The following is a 14965-nucleotide window of genomic DNA, read 5'->3' as shown; positions in this document are numbered from 1 at the left end:
GACGGGACCATCGATCGCACACCTCAGCCGTTGGGAGTGCCCGGCACCATGGCCGGGAGGACATCAATGAACGTCTATGGGCTGCGCGGACCTGCTCGCAAGGATTCGCCCGGACCCTCATCCGCCCCTACGGGGCACCTTCTCCCGGTGGGAGAAGGGAGAGGCCAAAAGCCCCTCTCCCACCGGGAGAGGGGTTGGGGTGAGGGTACGGCACCCGCAGCGCCGCCACCGATCCGGCAATGCCTTCAGCCGCTCGCTGCAGACACCTCGATCCGGACACGGCATGCGCGTGCGTATCGGCCTCAGCCCTGCATCTGTTCGAGTTCCTTGCCCTTGGTCTCGTACACGTAGCGCAGCACGAAGAACACCGACAGGAACGCGGCCACGGTGTAGATGCCGTAGGCGCCGGCCAGGCCGATGCTGCCGAGCAGGACCGGGAAGGTCACGGTGATGGCGAAGTTGGACATCCACTGCGCCGCACCGGCCACGGCCAGGCCGGAACCGCGGATCTGGTTGGGGAACATCTCGCCCAGCATCACCCACATCACCGGGCCCCAGGACATGTTGAAGAAGACCACGTAGACGTTGGCCGCGATCAGCGCCAGCCGGCCCATGCCCGGCGACAGCGCCAGCTTGCCCGCCGCATCCAGCGAGGCGCTGGCGAAGGCGATGGTGACCAGCGCCAGCGACACCGCCATGCCGGCCGAGCCGATCCACAGCAGCGGCTTGCGCCCGATCCGGTCGATCAGCACCACGGTGACCAGGCAGGCGCCGATGCTCAGCGCGCCGGACAGCACGTTGATCAACAGCGCATCGCTCTCGGAGAAACCCACCGCCTGCCACAGCACCGCGCCGTAGTAGAACACCACGTTGATGCCGACCAGTTGCTGGAAGGTGGCCAGGCCGATGCCGATCCACACGATCGGGCGGACCTTGCCGGTGACCTTGCTGACCAGGTCGGACAGGCGCGGCTTGTGCTGGTCGGCCGACAGCGACCCGGAGATCTCGGTCAGCTTGGTCTGCGCGGCGCCGGCGCCGTACAGCCGGGTCAGCACCGCCAGCGCCTGCTCGCGACGGCCCTTCACCACCAGAAAGCGCGGGCTCTCCGGGATCGCCAGCAACAGCAGCAGGAACGCCGTGGACGGCACCGCCTGCATCCAGAACATCCAGCGCCAGGCCGGCTGGCCCAGCCACAGCGCCTCGGTGGACGCGCCGGCGGCCTTGGCCAGCAGGTAGTTGCTGAGGAAGGCGCAGAACAGGCCGCCGATGATGGCGATCTGCTGCACCGTGGCCAGGCGCCCGCGGTAGCGCGCCGAGGCGACCTCGGCGATGTAGGCCGGCGACATCACGCTGGCCGCGCCCACCGCGAAGCCGCCCATCATCCGCGCCAGCACGAACACCGCCGAGTTGTGCGCCGCGCCGGCGCCCAGCGCCGACAGCAGGAACAGCGCCGCCGACACGATCAGCACCGTGCGCCGGCCCCAGCGGTCGGCCAATGAGCCGGCCAGGAACGCGCCGACCGCACAGCCCAGCAGCATCGACGCGACCTCGAAGCCGGTGCCGGCGGAACTGGACTGGAAGGCCTCCTTGAGGCCATCGACGGTGCCGTTGATGACGCCGCTGTCGAAGCCGAACAGGAAGCCGCCGATGGTGGCGACGCAGCTGATCAGGATGATGAGGCGGGTGTTCTCGCCGGCGTCGGCGTGGCGATCGATCGGAACACTGGACATGGATTCACCTGGTGGCGTGCAAGAGGGAGTCGGCCGGCGCGCGGAAGCGGCGTGCGCAGCGACGGCACCGGGCCGCCGCTGCGCACCCGGTTCAGCGCAGCAGGTACTGGTTGATCAGGTTCTCGTAGGCTTCCTGGCGGCCGCTGCGCTGGGTCGGCTCGCCGGCCTGCGCGGCGTGCGCCACCAGGTCGGCCAGCGTGCTCTTGCCGGCGGCGAAGGCCGCACCGGCGCCGCCGTCGAAGCTGGCGTAGCGCTCGCGGCGCCACTGCTCCAGCGGCGAGGCGGTCAGCAGCGCATGGGCGACTTCCAGGCCGCGCGCGAACGCGTCCATGCCGCCGATGTGGGCGATGAACAGGTCCTGCGGATCGGACGACTCGCGGCGCACCTTGGCGTCGAAGTTGAGCCCACCCGGGGCCAGCCCGCCCTGCCGCAGCACCACCAGCATCGCGCCCACCGTGTCGTACAGGTCGACCGGGAACTGGTCGGTGTCCCAGCCGTTCTGCGGATTGCCGCGGTTGGCATCGATGCTGCCGAGCAGGCCGGCGTCGCTGGCCACCTGCAGGTCGTGCTCGAAGCTGTGCCCGGACAGCGTGGCGTGGTTGGCCTCGATGTTGAGCTTGAAGTCCTGGTCCAGGCCATACTGGCGCAGGAAGCCGACCACGGTGGCGCTGTCGAAGTCGTACTGGTGCTTCATCGGCTCCATCGGCTTGGGCTCGATCAGGAAGTTGCCCTTGAAGCCGATGCTGCGGCCGTAGTCGCGGGCCAGGGTCAGGAACCGCGCCAGGTGCTCCTGTTCGCGCCGCATCTGCGTGTTGTGCAGGCAGGCGTAGCCTTCGCGGCCGCCCCAGAACACGTAGTTCTCGCCGCCCAGTTCGACGGTCGCGTCCAGCGCGGCCTTGACCTGCACCGCCGCACGCGCGACCACGTCGAAGTCCGGGTTGGTCGCCGCGCCGTTCATGTAGCGCGGGTGCGAGAACAGGTTGGCGGTGCCCCACAGCAGCTTGACCCCGGTGTCGGCCTGGCGCTGCCTGGCGATGCCGACCATGTGCTTGAGGTTCTTCTCGTACTGGCCGATGTCCTCGGCGTCCGGCGCCAGGTCCACGTCGTGGAAGCAGTAGTACGGCACGCCGAGCTTGGTGAAGAACTCGAACGCCGCATCGGCCTTGGCCTCGGCGCGGCCCAGCGCATCGCTGCCGGCGTCCCAGGGATAGGCGCGGGTGCCCGGGCCGAACGGATCGGCGCCGTTGCCGCAGAAGCTGTGCCAGTAGGCGACGGCGAAGCGCAGATGCTCGGCCATGGTCTTGTCGCCGATGCGCTTGCCGGCGTCGTAGACCTTGAACGCCAGCGGATTGTCCGAGGCCTTGCCCTCGAACGGAATGCGGCCGATGCCCGGGAAGTACGCCTTGGCGCCGGTGTAGACAGAAGTGCTCATCACGAAGTCCTGGTGCGTTGCGGGGGAAAGGAAATCACGCGGCGTACAGCGGCCCGATGGCCTGCAGATGCCGCTGGAACGTCTGGTAGTGCGCCTGGTACTGCGCGCCGCGCTGCGCATCCGGCTGCGCGGACCGCGCCGCATCGTCCTGCTGGTGCCGCAGCACCACCTCGGCCAGGCTGGCGCGCTCGCCCTGCGCCCAGCCATCGGCCCACAGCGCCTGCAGCGCGGCGCCGAACGCCGCGCCTTCGGCCTGTGCCGGCACCTGCACCGGCAGCCCGAACAGGTCGGCGATGAGCTGGCGCCAGCCGGCGCTGTTGCTGCCGCCGCCGGTGAGGGAGATCGCATCGAAGCGCAGGCCGGCGTCGACGAAGGCGTCGAAGCCGTTGCGCAGGCTGTAGCTGGCGCCCTCCATCGCCGCGCGATAGAAATGCGCCGGCGTGCTGTTGTGCAGGTCCATGCCGGTCAGGCAACCGCGCGCGGCCGGCAGGTTCGGGGTGCGTTCGCCGTTGAAGAACGGCAGCAGCACCAGTCCGTCCGCCCCGGGCTCGGTGGCGGCGAGCAATGCCTCGCCCTGCCCGGTCTTGATGCCGAACAGGCGCGCGATGGTCTCGGTGGCCACCGTGCAGTTCATCGTGCAGATCAGCGGCAGCCAGCCGCCGCTGGAGGAGCAGAACGCGGCCCAGCGCGCCTCTGCATCCACCACCGGGCGCTCGGCGTAGGCGAACAGCGTGCCCGAGGTGCCCAGGCTCATGCTCAGCCGCCCCGGCACCACGTTGCCGGTGCCGATCGCCGCCATCATGTTGTCGCCGCCGCCGGTGGCCACGCGCACCTCGCGCGACAGGCCCAGCGTCTGCGCCGCGGCGGCGGACAGGGCGAAGCTGGTCTCGGTCGGCACCAGCGGCGGCAGCGCCGCGGCCAGGTCGCGCTGCGGATCGATCGCCTGCAGCAGCGGCGCCGACCACTGGCGGGTGCGCACGTCCAGCCAACCGCTGCCGGAGGCATCGCCGACCTCGGCGTAGCGCTCGCCGGTGAGCCAGAAATTGACGTAGTCGTGCGGCAGCAGCACCGCGGTCATCGCGGCATAGGCATCGGGGCGATGCTTGCGCGTCCACGGCAGCTTGGAGGCGGTGTAGCCGGCCAGGATCGGGTTGCCGGCCAGTTCCACGCAGCGCTGCGCGCCGCCGACCGCGTCCATGATCTCCTCGCACTCGCGCTGCGTGCTGGTGTCGCACCACAGCTTCACCGGCGCGGTGACGTGGCCCTGCGCGTCCAGCGGCACGAAGCCGTGCTGCTGCCCGGACACCGCGATTGCCCGCACCTGCGCCCGCTGCGCGGCGCTCAGTGCGGCGAAGCAGGCAACGATGCCGTCGATCCACCACTGCGCCTCTTGCTCGCGGGTGCCATCGTCACGGCTGATCAGTTCCAGCGCATGGCCGTGGGTGGCCACCACCTGCCGAGTGTCGGCATCGTAGGCGAGCAGCTTGACGCTCTGCGTGCCCACGTCCAGACCGATGTACAGACTCATTGCCCTACTCGCCACATCGTGCACACACCCAGTTCCATCGTCGCTCCAGGAGAAAGGCCGGCGTGCGGGGACCACCCGCCATGACGCCGAGTGTAGTGCGCACTGCATGCATCACGTAGCGGCGCATGATGACGGCGTGCGTCGCGCCAGGCCAGGGCGTGCCATCGTGCGCCGCATCTGTGAGGTGCGCGCGGTGGGTCATAGGTCATCCCGCACGCGTTGCAGTCGCAATACGGACTTCGGATGGGACTGTCCGCCATGCACACACAGGTTGTGGAGGTTGCAGCAGATGTGTCGATGCGCATCCACATGCCCCCATTTTGATGCGCCGCATCAAGCACACGCGCAAGCCGTGCGCAGTTGCGCCGGACCGCATTCGCTTCATCCCTTCTCCCACGGGACCATGGCCGCTTTTCGGGACAAGGTGGCCCGCCAGGACGGATGAGGGTGCGGCGTAGCACGTGCCATATGGCGACTTGCGATGGTTGTTGGCACGGGGCTGCGCTCCGTATCCTCGCCCCAACCTCATTCAGCCTGCGCCGCGGCGGCATGGCCGCTGCCCTTGCGTGGCACCTCCAGGGGCTGACCGTGGTACTCCACGCTGGCGTCCGCTGCGGGTTCCAGCGCGCCGGCATCCGCGCGCGGGCCGTCGACGAAGTGCACGTGGATGCTGCGCCGTGCCTGCATGCCCGGCCAGCGCCCCTCGCGCGCGCCGATGCGCAGCACGCCCCTGGCCTGGTCCCACTGCAGCGGGATGCGGCTGAACTCGCCCTTCTCGTAGCCGTAGCCGGTGCCGTCGTCCTCGTACAGCGAGAAGCGGCCGTCGGCGCCGGTGTAGACCACCACGGTCAGCGGCGCATCCGGGATCTGGTCGACGTACTGCTGCACGCGGGTCATCGGCACGATGGCGCCAGCGCGCACGAACAGCGGCATGCGCTGCAGCGGCGCGGCGGCGTCGATGGTCTGGCCGCCGGCGTGGCGCGCACCGTTGTTGAAGTCGATCCAGTCCGTGCCCGCCGGCAGGTACACCTTGCGCGAGGTCGCGCCGAAGCGGGTCACTGGTGCGACCAGGAACGCCGGCCCGAACAGATATTCGTCGTCGATGTCGGCGACCTTGGGGTCGTGCGGGAAGTCCATCGGCAGGCCGCGCATCATCACCCCGTCGCGGTGATAGGTGTCGCCGGCGAGCGTGTAGATGTAGGGCAGCAGTGCGTAGCGCAGACGGCTGTAGTAGGCCATGCTGGCGTAGTACGGCGTCCCTTCCGGCGCGATGTTCCAGATCTCGCGGTACGGGAACTGGCCGTGCGAGCGGAACAGCGGCACGAACGCGCCGAACTGGAACCAGCGCGTATTGAGTTCGCGCCACTCGGGCAGGTGCGCCGGGTCCTGGGTTTCGTAGCGCTTCTCCACGGCGAAGCCGCCGATGTCGAAGGTCCAGTTCGGCAGGCCCGACATCGACAGGTTGACGCCGGCGGAGATCTGCTCGCGCATGTCCTCCCAGCGCGAGGCGATGTCGCCGCTCCACACCGCTACCGCGTTGCGCTGGATGCCGGCGTAACCCTTGCGCGAGAGGATGAACACGCGCTTGCCATCGGCGCCACGATCGCCGGCATAGACGCCGTGGGTATGCGGCAACGGATAGGCGTTGAAGAATTCGGTGGACGGCCCCAGCGCGGTCGGCGTCGTGCGCGCCTTGCGCTCGGCGATGTCCAGGTTGGAATGCACGTCGGGCTCGTCGGCATCCAGCCACCAGGCATCGATGCCCTTGCGGTTGAGTTTTTCGTCGATCTGCCGCCAGTAGATCGCCTGCGCATCGGCCGCATACGGATCGTAGAACGCGTTGGTGTAGCCCTTGCCGATCCAGTCCAGTTCGCCCACCTCGACGTTGCGCCGGTAGATGTGTCCGGCCGCGTCCAGTTCCTTGTAGTGGGCGGTGCTCGGATAGAACTTCGGCCAGACCGAGATCATCAGTTGCGCATGGCTGGCGTGCACCGCCTTGACCATGCCGTCCGGATCGGGGAAACGGCTGCGATCGAAATCATGCGAGCCCCAGGCGTTCTCCGGCCAGTACGACCAGTCGAGCACGATGTTGTCGATCGGCAACTGGCGCCGGCGGTATTCGGCCAGCGCGCCGAGCAGTTCGTCCTGGGTCTTGTAGCGCTCGCGGCTCTGCCAGAACCCATAGGCCCACTTCGGCAGCAACACCGCCTTGCCGGTCAGTTGCCGGTAGCCGGCGATGACCTGGTCGGCGTTGTCGCCGGCGACGACGTAGTAGTCGATCATCTGCCCCGCTTCGGACCACAGCGACAGGTTGCCGGCCTCGGCCGCCGGCAGCGGATCGCGATGCAGGAGCGCGATGTAGCTGGGATCGATCAGGTCCCACTCGACCTTCAGGGTATGCCGCTGGCCAGGCTGCAGTTGCAGCGCGAACTCGTGGTGCCAGGGGTTCCAGTTCTGCCGCCAGCGGTCGACGCGCAACTTGCCGTCGACCCACAGCCTGGCGTATTCGCTGGCATACAGCGAGAAGGTATGCGTCCCGCCGCGCTCGGCCTCGATCTGGCCTTCCCAGCGCACCTGGATGCGGCGCTTGTCGCCGGGCTTGGCGGCGGCGGGAAACCTCGCCAGGTCCTTGATGTACTGATAGTCGATGTCGGGCTCGCGGCGCTCCAGCACCGGCTTGCCGTCGATGGCGTAGCGCGCGGTGAGCGCGCCCGGCTTGCCGTGCGCGTCGTACAGGCGCAGCGTCGCCGGCAGCGGCTGCAGCCCGCGCGGATCGCCGAAGCGGGTGATCGCATTGTTGTCCCAGAGGATGCCGTAGTTGCGGCTGGACACCAGGTACGGCACCGCCATGTCCAGATTGCTCTGCAGCAGCTCGATGTCGTGGCCCTTCTGGTTCATCCAGCCCTGCTGGTGCTGGCCGAACCCGTAGAAGGCCTCGTCCGGCGGCGAGACGAAACGCTGGCGCACGCTCAGGTAGTGGCGCCCTTCGACCTGCAGCGGCGCGAAGCTGCGCCCGCCCGCCACTTCCGCCAGCAGCGGCGTGCCCTGCGCATCGGTGAAGCCGACATGGCCGTCGATGGTGGAGACCTGCGCGGTCATCCGCGCGGTCTTGAGCTGCACCGTGTCGCCGCGTTGCTCCAGCGTGAAGCCGGTGTCGCCCTGCACCGGCACCCGCATCAGGCTGGGCGTGCGCTGGAACGTACCGGCCGGATCGGCGCTGACGCGGACGATGCCGCGGTCGATCACCTGCAGGCGCACCGGCGCCGCGCCCTTGGCGCTGGGATGCACGGTGACGCCATCGGCATCGCGGGTCACCTGCTGCGCGGGAGCGGACGCGGCGACAAGCGAGAGCGACAGCAGCAACAGGCCTCGCAACGAGGGCGGCAGGGGGCGATTGGCGTTGTGCATGTTCACTCCATTGGATCGTCACGCAGCGCGGCACCACAGGCGCCGCCGCGTCGTCAGTAGGTCGCCAGGGTGACGCGCAGCAACTGCGGCACGTCGGAGAAGTTGAGGCCGTAGTCGGTCTGGTCGCCGTTCCAGTTGCGCCGGAAATGCCAGTGCTCGCCGTCGTAGACGCCCTCCTCGACCCGGTCGTAGAGCAGGTTGGCGGTCGCTGCGCTGGCCGGGTGCAGGGTCACCCGCGCGTGCTGGGCGGTGATCAGGAAGGTGTCCGGGCCGAGTTCGGCGATCAATGCCGCGCCGATCGGTGCGGCATTGCCCGGCGGCGTGCCCTGGAACCAGAACTGCGGCACGCCATAGGTGATGGTGGCACTCCAGCGCGCGTTGAGCGGCAGCTCCTGTACCGCCTGGCCCGGCGCCTCGGCAGTGCCGTGCAGTTTGCCCGCGGCCGCGGCGCGGGCGAACACGCGCATGCCCATGCCCACCGCACGGTAGCCCAGCGCGAACGGCGCCAGCGCCTGCGCGTCCACGCGCTTGGCGCCGAGCGGATAGTTGGAGTAGCCGCTGTAGTCGATGCCGAAGGTCGACCAGCCGATGCCGTCATGGCCCAGCGCCGGATACAGGTAGCGCGCGTATTCGGGCCGGTTGCCGGTCTCGGCCACGAACAGCGCGTTGTCCGTCCGCGCGTAGCGCTGCAGCACCGTGGTGTACAGCGGGTACTCGGGCATGTAGATGTCCGGTGCCAGCAGGTCGATGTGCGGCGCCGCCGCCTTCCACACGTCCAGCACGTTGTCGGTGGGGCCGCCGCTGGCGTACTGCCCGGGCTGGCCGGGATTGAACGGACCGCGCAAGGCCGCGTTGACGTAGATCGGCAAGGGATAGGCGGCCTTGCCGGCCTCGGCGATGCGGTCGATGAAGCGCGCGATGTGCCAGGCATGGAAGATCTCGTCGGCATCGGCGCCGAACACCTGCGCCCAGCTGCCCGGCGACTTGCCGAGCCGCTGCAGCAGCGCCTGCGGCACCGGGCCGTCGAACTCGCGCTGCGCCATCGGCGAGAAGTCGCGCACGCTGCCGTAGGTGCCCGGCTCGTTCTCGGCCTGCACCATGATCACGGTGCGCTGCGGATCGGCCTGGCGCAAATACCGCATGAAGGCAACGAAGGCGGTGCGGTCGGCCTCCAGCGTGGCCGGCGCCAGCGGCGACAGCGAGCCCAGGCGCCGTCCGTCGCGGGCGACCACCCGCGGGAAGCGCGCATCGTCGGTCTTGACCCAGTGCGGTGCGTAGTTGGGCCCGTTGTTCTTCCAGGTGCCGAACCACAGCAGCACCAGCCGCACCCGCTGCGCGCGCGCCTGCGCCAGCAGCGTGTCGACGAAGGAGAAATCGAAACGGCCCTCTTCCGGTTCCACCTGTTCCCAGGCGATCGGCACCTGCACGGTGTTCGGCCCCAACGCGCGGATCGCCGGCCACACCTGTGCCAGCGCCGCCGGATAATTGCTGGAGTTGTTGACCTGCGCGCCAAGGATCAGGAACGGCGCCCCGTCGACCAACAGCGCGTGGCGGCCGTCGCTGCTGACCAGGCGTGGGATCGGCACCTGTGCCGGCGCCGATGGCGCGGCGGCGGCAACGCGCGCATGGGCCGGCGGCGCATCCGGCGCGGCCTGGCACGCGGCCAACAGCAACGGCAGCAGGCAGTGCAGCATCCACCCGCGGCGTGCGACGCGTGGCTGCGGCCCGGTTCCTCGCATGCGGCGCGTGCCCTGCCTCACCAGCTGTCGGTGCGGAACGGGCCCACCGGCAACTGCTCGCGGTTGACCAGGTTGGCGTCTTCGGGGTTCTCGCTCCAGGCGTAGCGCAGCGCCTGCGGCTGCGGCACCTCGGCGCTGCGGACCACCACCTGGTCGCCCTCGATGCGCGCCTGCGCCGGATGGAAGCGGCGATCGGCGCCGGCCAGGGCGAAACCGCGCACCGCGTTGCCGCCGCCGCGCACCGCCAGCGCGCTGCCCATCAGGTCGAACATCACCCGCGCCTGGCCGTCGGCAAACGTGGCACGCGCGAACACCGGTGCGCTGTAGACCAGGGTTTCACCGTAGGCCACGTGCCGCGCGATCAGCGCCAGGCGATGCCCCACATCCTGCTTGTTGGTGGGATGGATGTTGTCCGGCATGCCGATGTCGATGGTCACCGCCTGCCCGGTCGCCGGCAGCGCCAGCGTCTTGGTCTGCGATTCGCGCAGTTGCGCCCACGGGCTCAGGTCGCCCTGGTCGTTGCCGGCCTTCCAGTTGGCCAGTTGCACCCACAGGAACGGCAGTTGCGGCTGTCCACGCTCCTGCCGCCAGCGGCCGATCAGCGACGCGAACTGCTCGCGGTAGCGCAGCGCGCCATACGGGTAGGCGTTGCTCTCGCCCTGGTACCAGATCACGCCTTTGACCGGGAACGGCTGCAAGGGATGGATCATCGCGTTGTACAGCAGCGTCGGGATTTGGTTCTTGTCGTCGTTGGCAGCCAGCGTGACCTTGCCCGGGCGGAACTGCCAGTCGCCGGCGAGCGAGCGCGGCTGGCCGCCGTCAGGCTGCACGAAGAACGCCGCCGCATCGCCGGGAATGCCGCCGAAGCCGCCGGTATCCACGATCCGGATCGCGACGTGATTGACGCCCGCGCGCAGCGCCGTCGGTGGCACACGGTAACGGCGCGGCTCGGTGTAGCGCCCTTCGGTATGGCCGACCTCGACGCCGTTGACGTAGGTGGTGTCGGCATCGTCGGCCGGGCCGATGCCCACGACCGCGCCGGCCCTGGCTTCGGCCGCGCTCAAGGTGAAGCTGGTGCGGTACCAGGCGACGCCGTCCATGCCGACGTAGCCGTGCTGCTCCCACAGCCCCGGCAGCGGCTGGCGGTCCCAGTCGCGGTCGTCCAGGTCGGCGGCGGCCCAACCTGCATCCGCATCCGCGGTGGCCGGCGGCGGCCAGCGCGCCAGGCGCCGCCTGGTCTCGCCAAGCTCCTTCGCGTCCTTGACCTGCATCTGCGCGATGCGCGTGCGCACCTGCGCCGCGTCCACGCCGGGCGAGTCCACGTCCATCCAGGCCTCGATCGCGCTGCCACCCCAGGTGCTGTCGATGATGCCGATCGGCACCCCGGTGCGCTGGCGCAGGTCGCGCGCGAAGAAGTACGCCACCGCCGAGAACGCACCCGCGGTGCTCGGCGTCGCCGCGACCCAGCTACCCCCGGGCAGGCGCGGCTGCGGTTGCGCCGCCCAGGCCTTGGGCACCTTGAAGTTGCGCAGCTGCGGATCAGTCGCCGCCGCCACCTCGCGCGCGCCGTCGCGCGCCTGCGCCAGCGGCCATTCCATGTTGGACTGGCCACTGGCCAGCCATACGTCGCCGATCAGCACGTCGCCGATGCGGCGCTGGCCGCCGTCGCCCTGCACGTCCAGCACGTACGGACCGCCGGCCGCATGCGCCGGCAACTGCAACTGCCAGTGGCCATCGGCGCCCGCGACCGCACTGGCGCTGGCGCCATCCAGGCGCGCCTGGATGCGCGCGCCGGGCGTGGCCCAGCCCCACACCGGGATCGGCGCATCGCGCTGCAGCACCGCGCCGTCGTCGAACAGCAGCGGTAGTTGCAGCGCGGCCGCGGCCGGCCATGACGCGGTCGCCAGGGCCAGCAGGGCCAGGCGGCGGACGGTGGAAAACAATGGGACGGCCATGAGCGGATCCTGCATCGGGGGAGAGCCCGGCCGCGGCCCCCGCCTCGCCGCAGGCGGACCGCGTGCCGGATGCGGCGCGGCGCTTACCAGTTGGCGCGCAGCACCAGCGAGTAACGGCGATCGTTGACGAACCAGCTGCGCGTGTACAGGCGGCTGTCGACCTCGCCGTCGCTGTACGAGGTCGGCCCCATCAGCACCTTGGTCACCGAATTGGTGAGGTTGTTGGCCTGGATGCCCAACTGCAGGTGCGGGGTGAAGCGGTAGAACACCGAGCCGTCGAGCTGGCCGTAGTCGTCCGACCAGGTCGGCAGCTTGGTTGCCACGTCGCTGGCGGTGAGCAGGTAGCGCGAGCGCCAGTTGTAGGCCAGGCGCACCGACAACGGCCCCTTCTCGTAGATGCCGGCCAGGTTGTAGCTGCGCCGCGACAGGCCTTCCAGCGGCAGCGCCACGCCGGTCACGGTGGTCTTGGTGTACGGATCGGTGGCGGTGTTCACGCCGCCGCTGCTGTCGACAAAGGTGAAGTTGGCATTGACGCCGAAGCCGCTCATCCAGCCCGGCAGCGAATCGAAGAACTGCGTGTAGCCGTACTCGAAGCCGCGGATGCGGCCCTTGTCCATGTTGTACGGGCGCGTCACCAGGAAGTCCTGGCCGCCGTAGTTCTCGGTGACGGTCTGGTTGGAGAAGTAGTCCTTGACGCTCTTGTAGAACAGCGTCAGGTACATCATGTCGCTGCTGTCGAAATACCACTCCAGCGCCGCGTCGTACTGGTCGGCTTTCATCGGCTTGAGGTTGGGGTTGCCGGCGGTGCCGGTCCATTCCTTCGGCGTTCCGTCGTCGTTGAAGGTCGCGGTCAGCAGCAGGTAGGGCTGCAACTGGGTGTAGTCCGGTCGCGCCATCGCCTTTGAGGCGGCCAGGCGCAGCTGCAGCGCATCGGAGAACTTGAAACGCAGGTTCAGGCTCGGCAACACGTCGGTGTAGCGGCCGCGCGCGTTGTTGGGGAAGTACTGACCGTCGTACTGCGCCTTCAGCGCCTCCGAGGCCGCGGTGGCGGAGAGGTCCGGATACTGGCCGTAGCCGGCTGCCTCGGTCCTGGTCTGCACCACGCGCACGCCGATGTTGCCGTCCACCGGCACGCCCAACGCCTCGTCGTTGCCGAAGTACATCACCATGTACGCGGCCTGGGTGCGTTCGAACTGGCGGTTCGTGTCCTGCAACTGGTACTGGTCCGGCGCCCAGCCGGAGCCGCGCAGCGCCACGATCTGCTCGATCAGCGCCGAGGTGCCGGCGTAGTCCTTGACCGCGCTGTTGCGCGGAAAGACCAGTTGGGTCGGCACGTTCACCTTGCCGCGGAACAGGTTCGAGTAGGTGTATAGCGACGACGAGGCGGTCATGAAACTGGCTAGGTCGGCCAGGCCGGTGGCAATGCCGGGGACGGTGGCCCAGTTGTCGCTGATCACGCCCCAGTTGTAGCCGGAATTCTTGTTGGTCTGGGTGCGATCGGTGGCGCGGATGCCGGCACGGAAGGTGCGCAGCCACGGGTTGTCGTCGTAGCTGTATTCCAGGTCGAAGCGCGTGGCCAGTTCGCGGCCGCGGTTCTTCGCCAGATGGTCCATCGCCGCGCTCCAGAAGTAGTTGGAGGGGTTGGCGGTGTAACCCGGATCGGCCAGGGTCACCGCCGGGTAGCGGCCACCGAGGTCCACGTTCAGGCCCGGCAAGTAGATCGAACTGAACAAGGTGAAATCCAGCACGTCGCTCTGCGAGCGCACCAGTTGCATGTCGCCGCGCACGGTCAGCCGGTCGGTCAGGCGATGGGTGAAGCCGCCGGACAGGTCGGACGTGGTGGCGCTCTGCTGGGCGTAGCGGTTGTCGGTGTAGAAGCGCACGCCATCGTTGCCGGTGACGTTGCCGCGCCAGGAGGTGGACACCGGCGAGCCGCTGACGAAGCGGCCTTCGCTGTCGTAGGTGAAGGTAGTACCCGGCGCCGGCACGATGGCGTTGGTGTCGTCGTTGAAGAACGCGGCGCGGTCGCGCCAGTTCATGTCGTAGGACGAGCGCAGGTATTGCACGTACACGTCGGTGGCGTCGCTGGGGCGCCACTGGAACGCCGCCGCCATGCCCTTGCGCTTGCGCTCGAAATCCATCTGCCGCCAGTTCACCCCGCCCGGCACGTAGACCTTGTCGAAGGTGGTGCCGGCCAGCAGCGCCGGATCGGTGCGGCGCACGAACGGCTCGACCTGGATGCCGTCGCTGCGCGTGGCCAGTTCCGAGTGCGCCACGTCGAGCATGAGGCCCATCTCGCCGAGGCCGGTGTTCCAGCGATCGCTGAACAGGAACGAGCCGGACGGCTTGTAGGTCTTGCTCATGTCGCCGTAGTTGACGTCCGCGGTGGCGCCGACCACCCGCCCTGGCTGGTCGAACGGCATGCGCGTACGCAGGTTGACCGTGCCGCCGAGGCCGCCTTCGATGATCTCGGCCGACGGGTTCTTGTACACGTCCACGCCGGCCATCAGTTCGGCCGGCACGTCCTCGAAACTGAGCCCGCGCCCGCTGGCGGCGCTGAAGCTGTCGCGGCCGTTGAGTTCGCCGCGCACCTGGGTCATGCCGCGGATCATCACCCCGCTGCCTTCGGCCGAGAAGTGGTCCGGATCGTTGCGCGCCATGAAGTGATCGATGGTCACGCCGCTGACCCGCTGCAGGGTCTCGGTGACGCTGCGGTCCGGCAACGCGCCGATGTCCTCGGCGCTGACCGAATCGACGATCTGCTCGGCATCGTGCTTGATCGACTGCGACTTGATCAGGCTGCCGCGCACGCCCTTGACCTCGACCGCGTCGAGCTGGGTCACCGCGCCAGGCGTCTGCGCCTTGGCGGCGCGCTCCGCGTCCTGCGCCAGCGCCTGCGCGCTGAGCAGCAGGCCGATGCTGAGCGCCATGACGGAACGCGGCAAAACGCGGGTACGGCGTGACGCTGCGGTCGGCAGAGCCGGACCACGGGGATGCTGCGAGGCCATGCTGTTTCCCTCCCAGGAGACATGCACACAGACACGGGCGACGGTTACCAAGGGGCGCCGTCCTGCGAGTTGTGACGGCGTCGGTCTCGGCCGCTGCCGTATCGGATGGCGCCGCTGCACGGATCGGCAGGTCGCTCGCTATCGCGATCGGCCGAGACTAGGGAA

General features: G+C 69.1%; 7 protein-coding genes. All 7 read right to left on the bottom strand.

Translation table 11 applies throughout. The features are described 5' to 3' along the window. Positions 1 to 302: 302 nt before the first annotated feature. A complete protein-coding gene (locus tag Q7W82_RS12170) occupies positions 303 to 1730 on the bottom strand; it encodes a sugar porter family MFS transporter (protein WP_242080939.1) in 1428 nt (475 codons plus the stop codon). A gap of 91 nt (positions 1731 to 1821) precedes the next feature. Beyond that, entirely contained in the window at positions 1822 to 3162 is a 1341-nt protein-coding gene (xylA, locus tag Q7W82_RS12165) for a xylose isomerase (RefSeq protein WP_242161341.1), read from the bottom strand. Between the two features lie 34 nt (positions 3163 to 3196). After that, the gene (gene xylB, locus Q7W82_RS12160) at positions 3197 to 4690 is read right to left on the bottom strand and encodes a xylulokinase (RefSeq protein ID WP_242161340.1); all 1494 of its coding nucleotides are present in this window, start codon (positions 4688 to 4690) and stop codon (positions 3197 to 3199) included. Positions 4691 to 5215: 525 nt separating this feature from the next. Then, positions 5216 to 8098, bottom strand: coding sequence for a TIM-barrel domain-containing protein (locus tag Q7W82_RS12155; protein ID WP_242161339.1), 2883 nt, complete (start codon positions 8096 to 8098; stop codon positions 5216 to 5218). A gap of 53 nt (positions 8099 to 8151) precedes the next feature. Continuing rightward, complete coding sequence (locus Q7W82_RS12150) at positions 8152 to 9792, bottom strand: DUF5597 domain-containing protein (RefSeq protein WP_242161338.1); 1641 nt, start codon at positions 9790 to 9792, stop codon at positions 8152 to 8154. Between the two features lie 62 nt (positions 9793 to 9854). Next, on the bottom strand, positions 9855 to 11792 hold the full coding sequence (locus Q7W82_RS12145) for a sialate O-acetylesterase (RefSeq protein ID WP_242161337.1): 1938 nt from the start codon (positions 11790 to 11792) through the stop codon (positions 9855 to 9857). Positions 11793 to 11875: 83 nt separating this feature from the next. Then, a complete protein-coding gene (locus Q7W82_RS12140; RefSeq protein WP_242161336.1) occupies positions 11876 to 14722 on the bottom strand; it encodes a TonB-dependent receptor in 2847 nt (948 codons plus the stop codon). Positions 14723 to 14965 lie beyond the last annotated feature (243 nt).

The organism is Xanthomonas indica (assembly GCF_040529045.1).
Lineage (GTDB): Bacteria > Pseudomonadota > Gammaproteobacteria > Xanthomonadales > Xanthomonadaceae > Xanthomonas_A > Xanthomonas_A indica.
The sequence above is the reverse complement of the archived record's forward strand: the minus strand, read 5'-3'. Positions and strand labels throughout refer to the sequence as shown.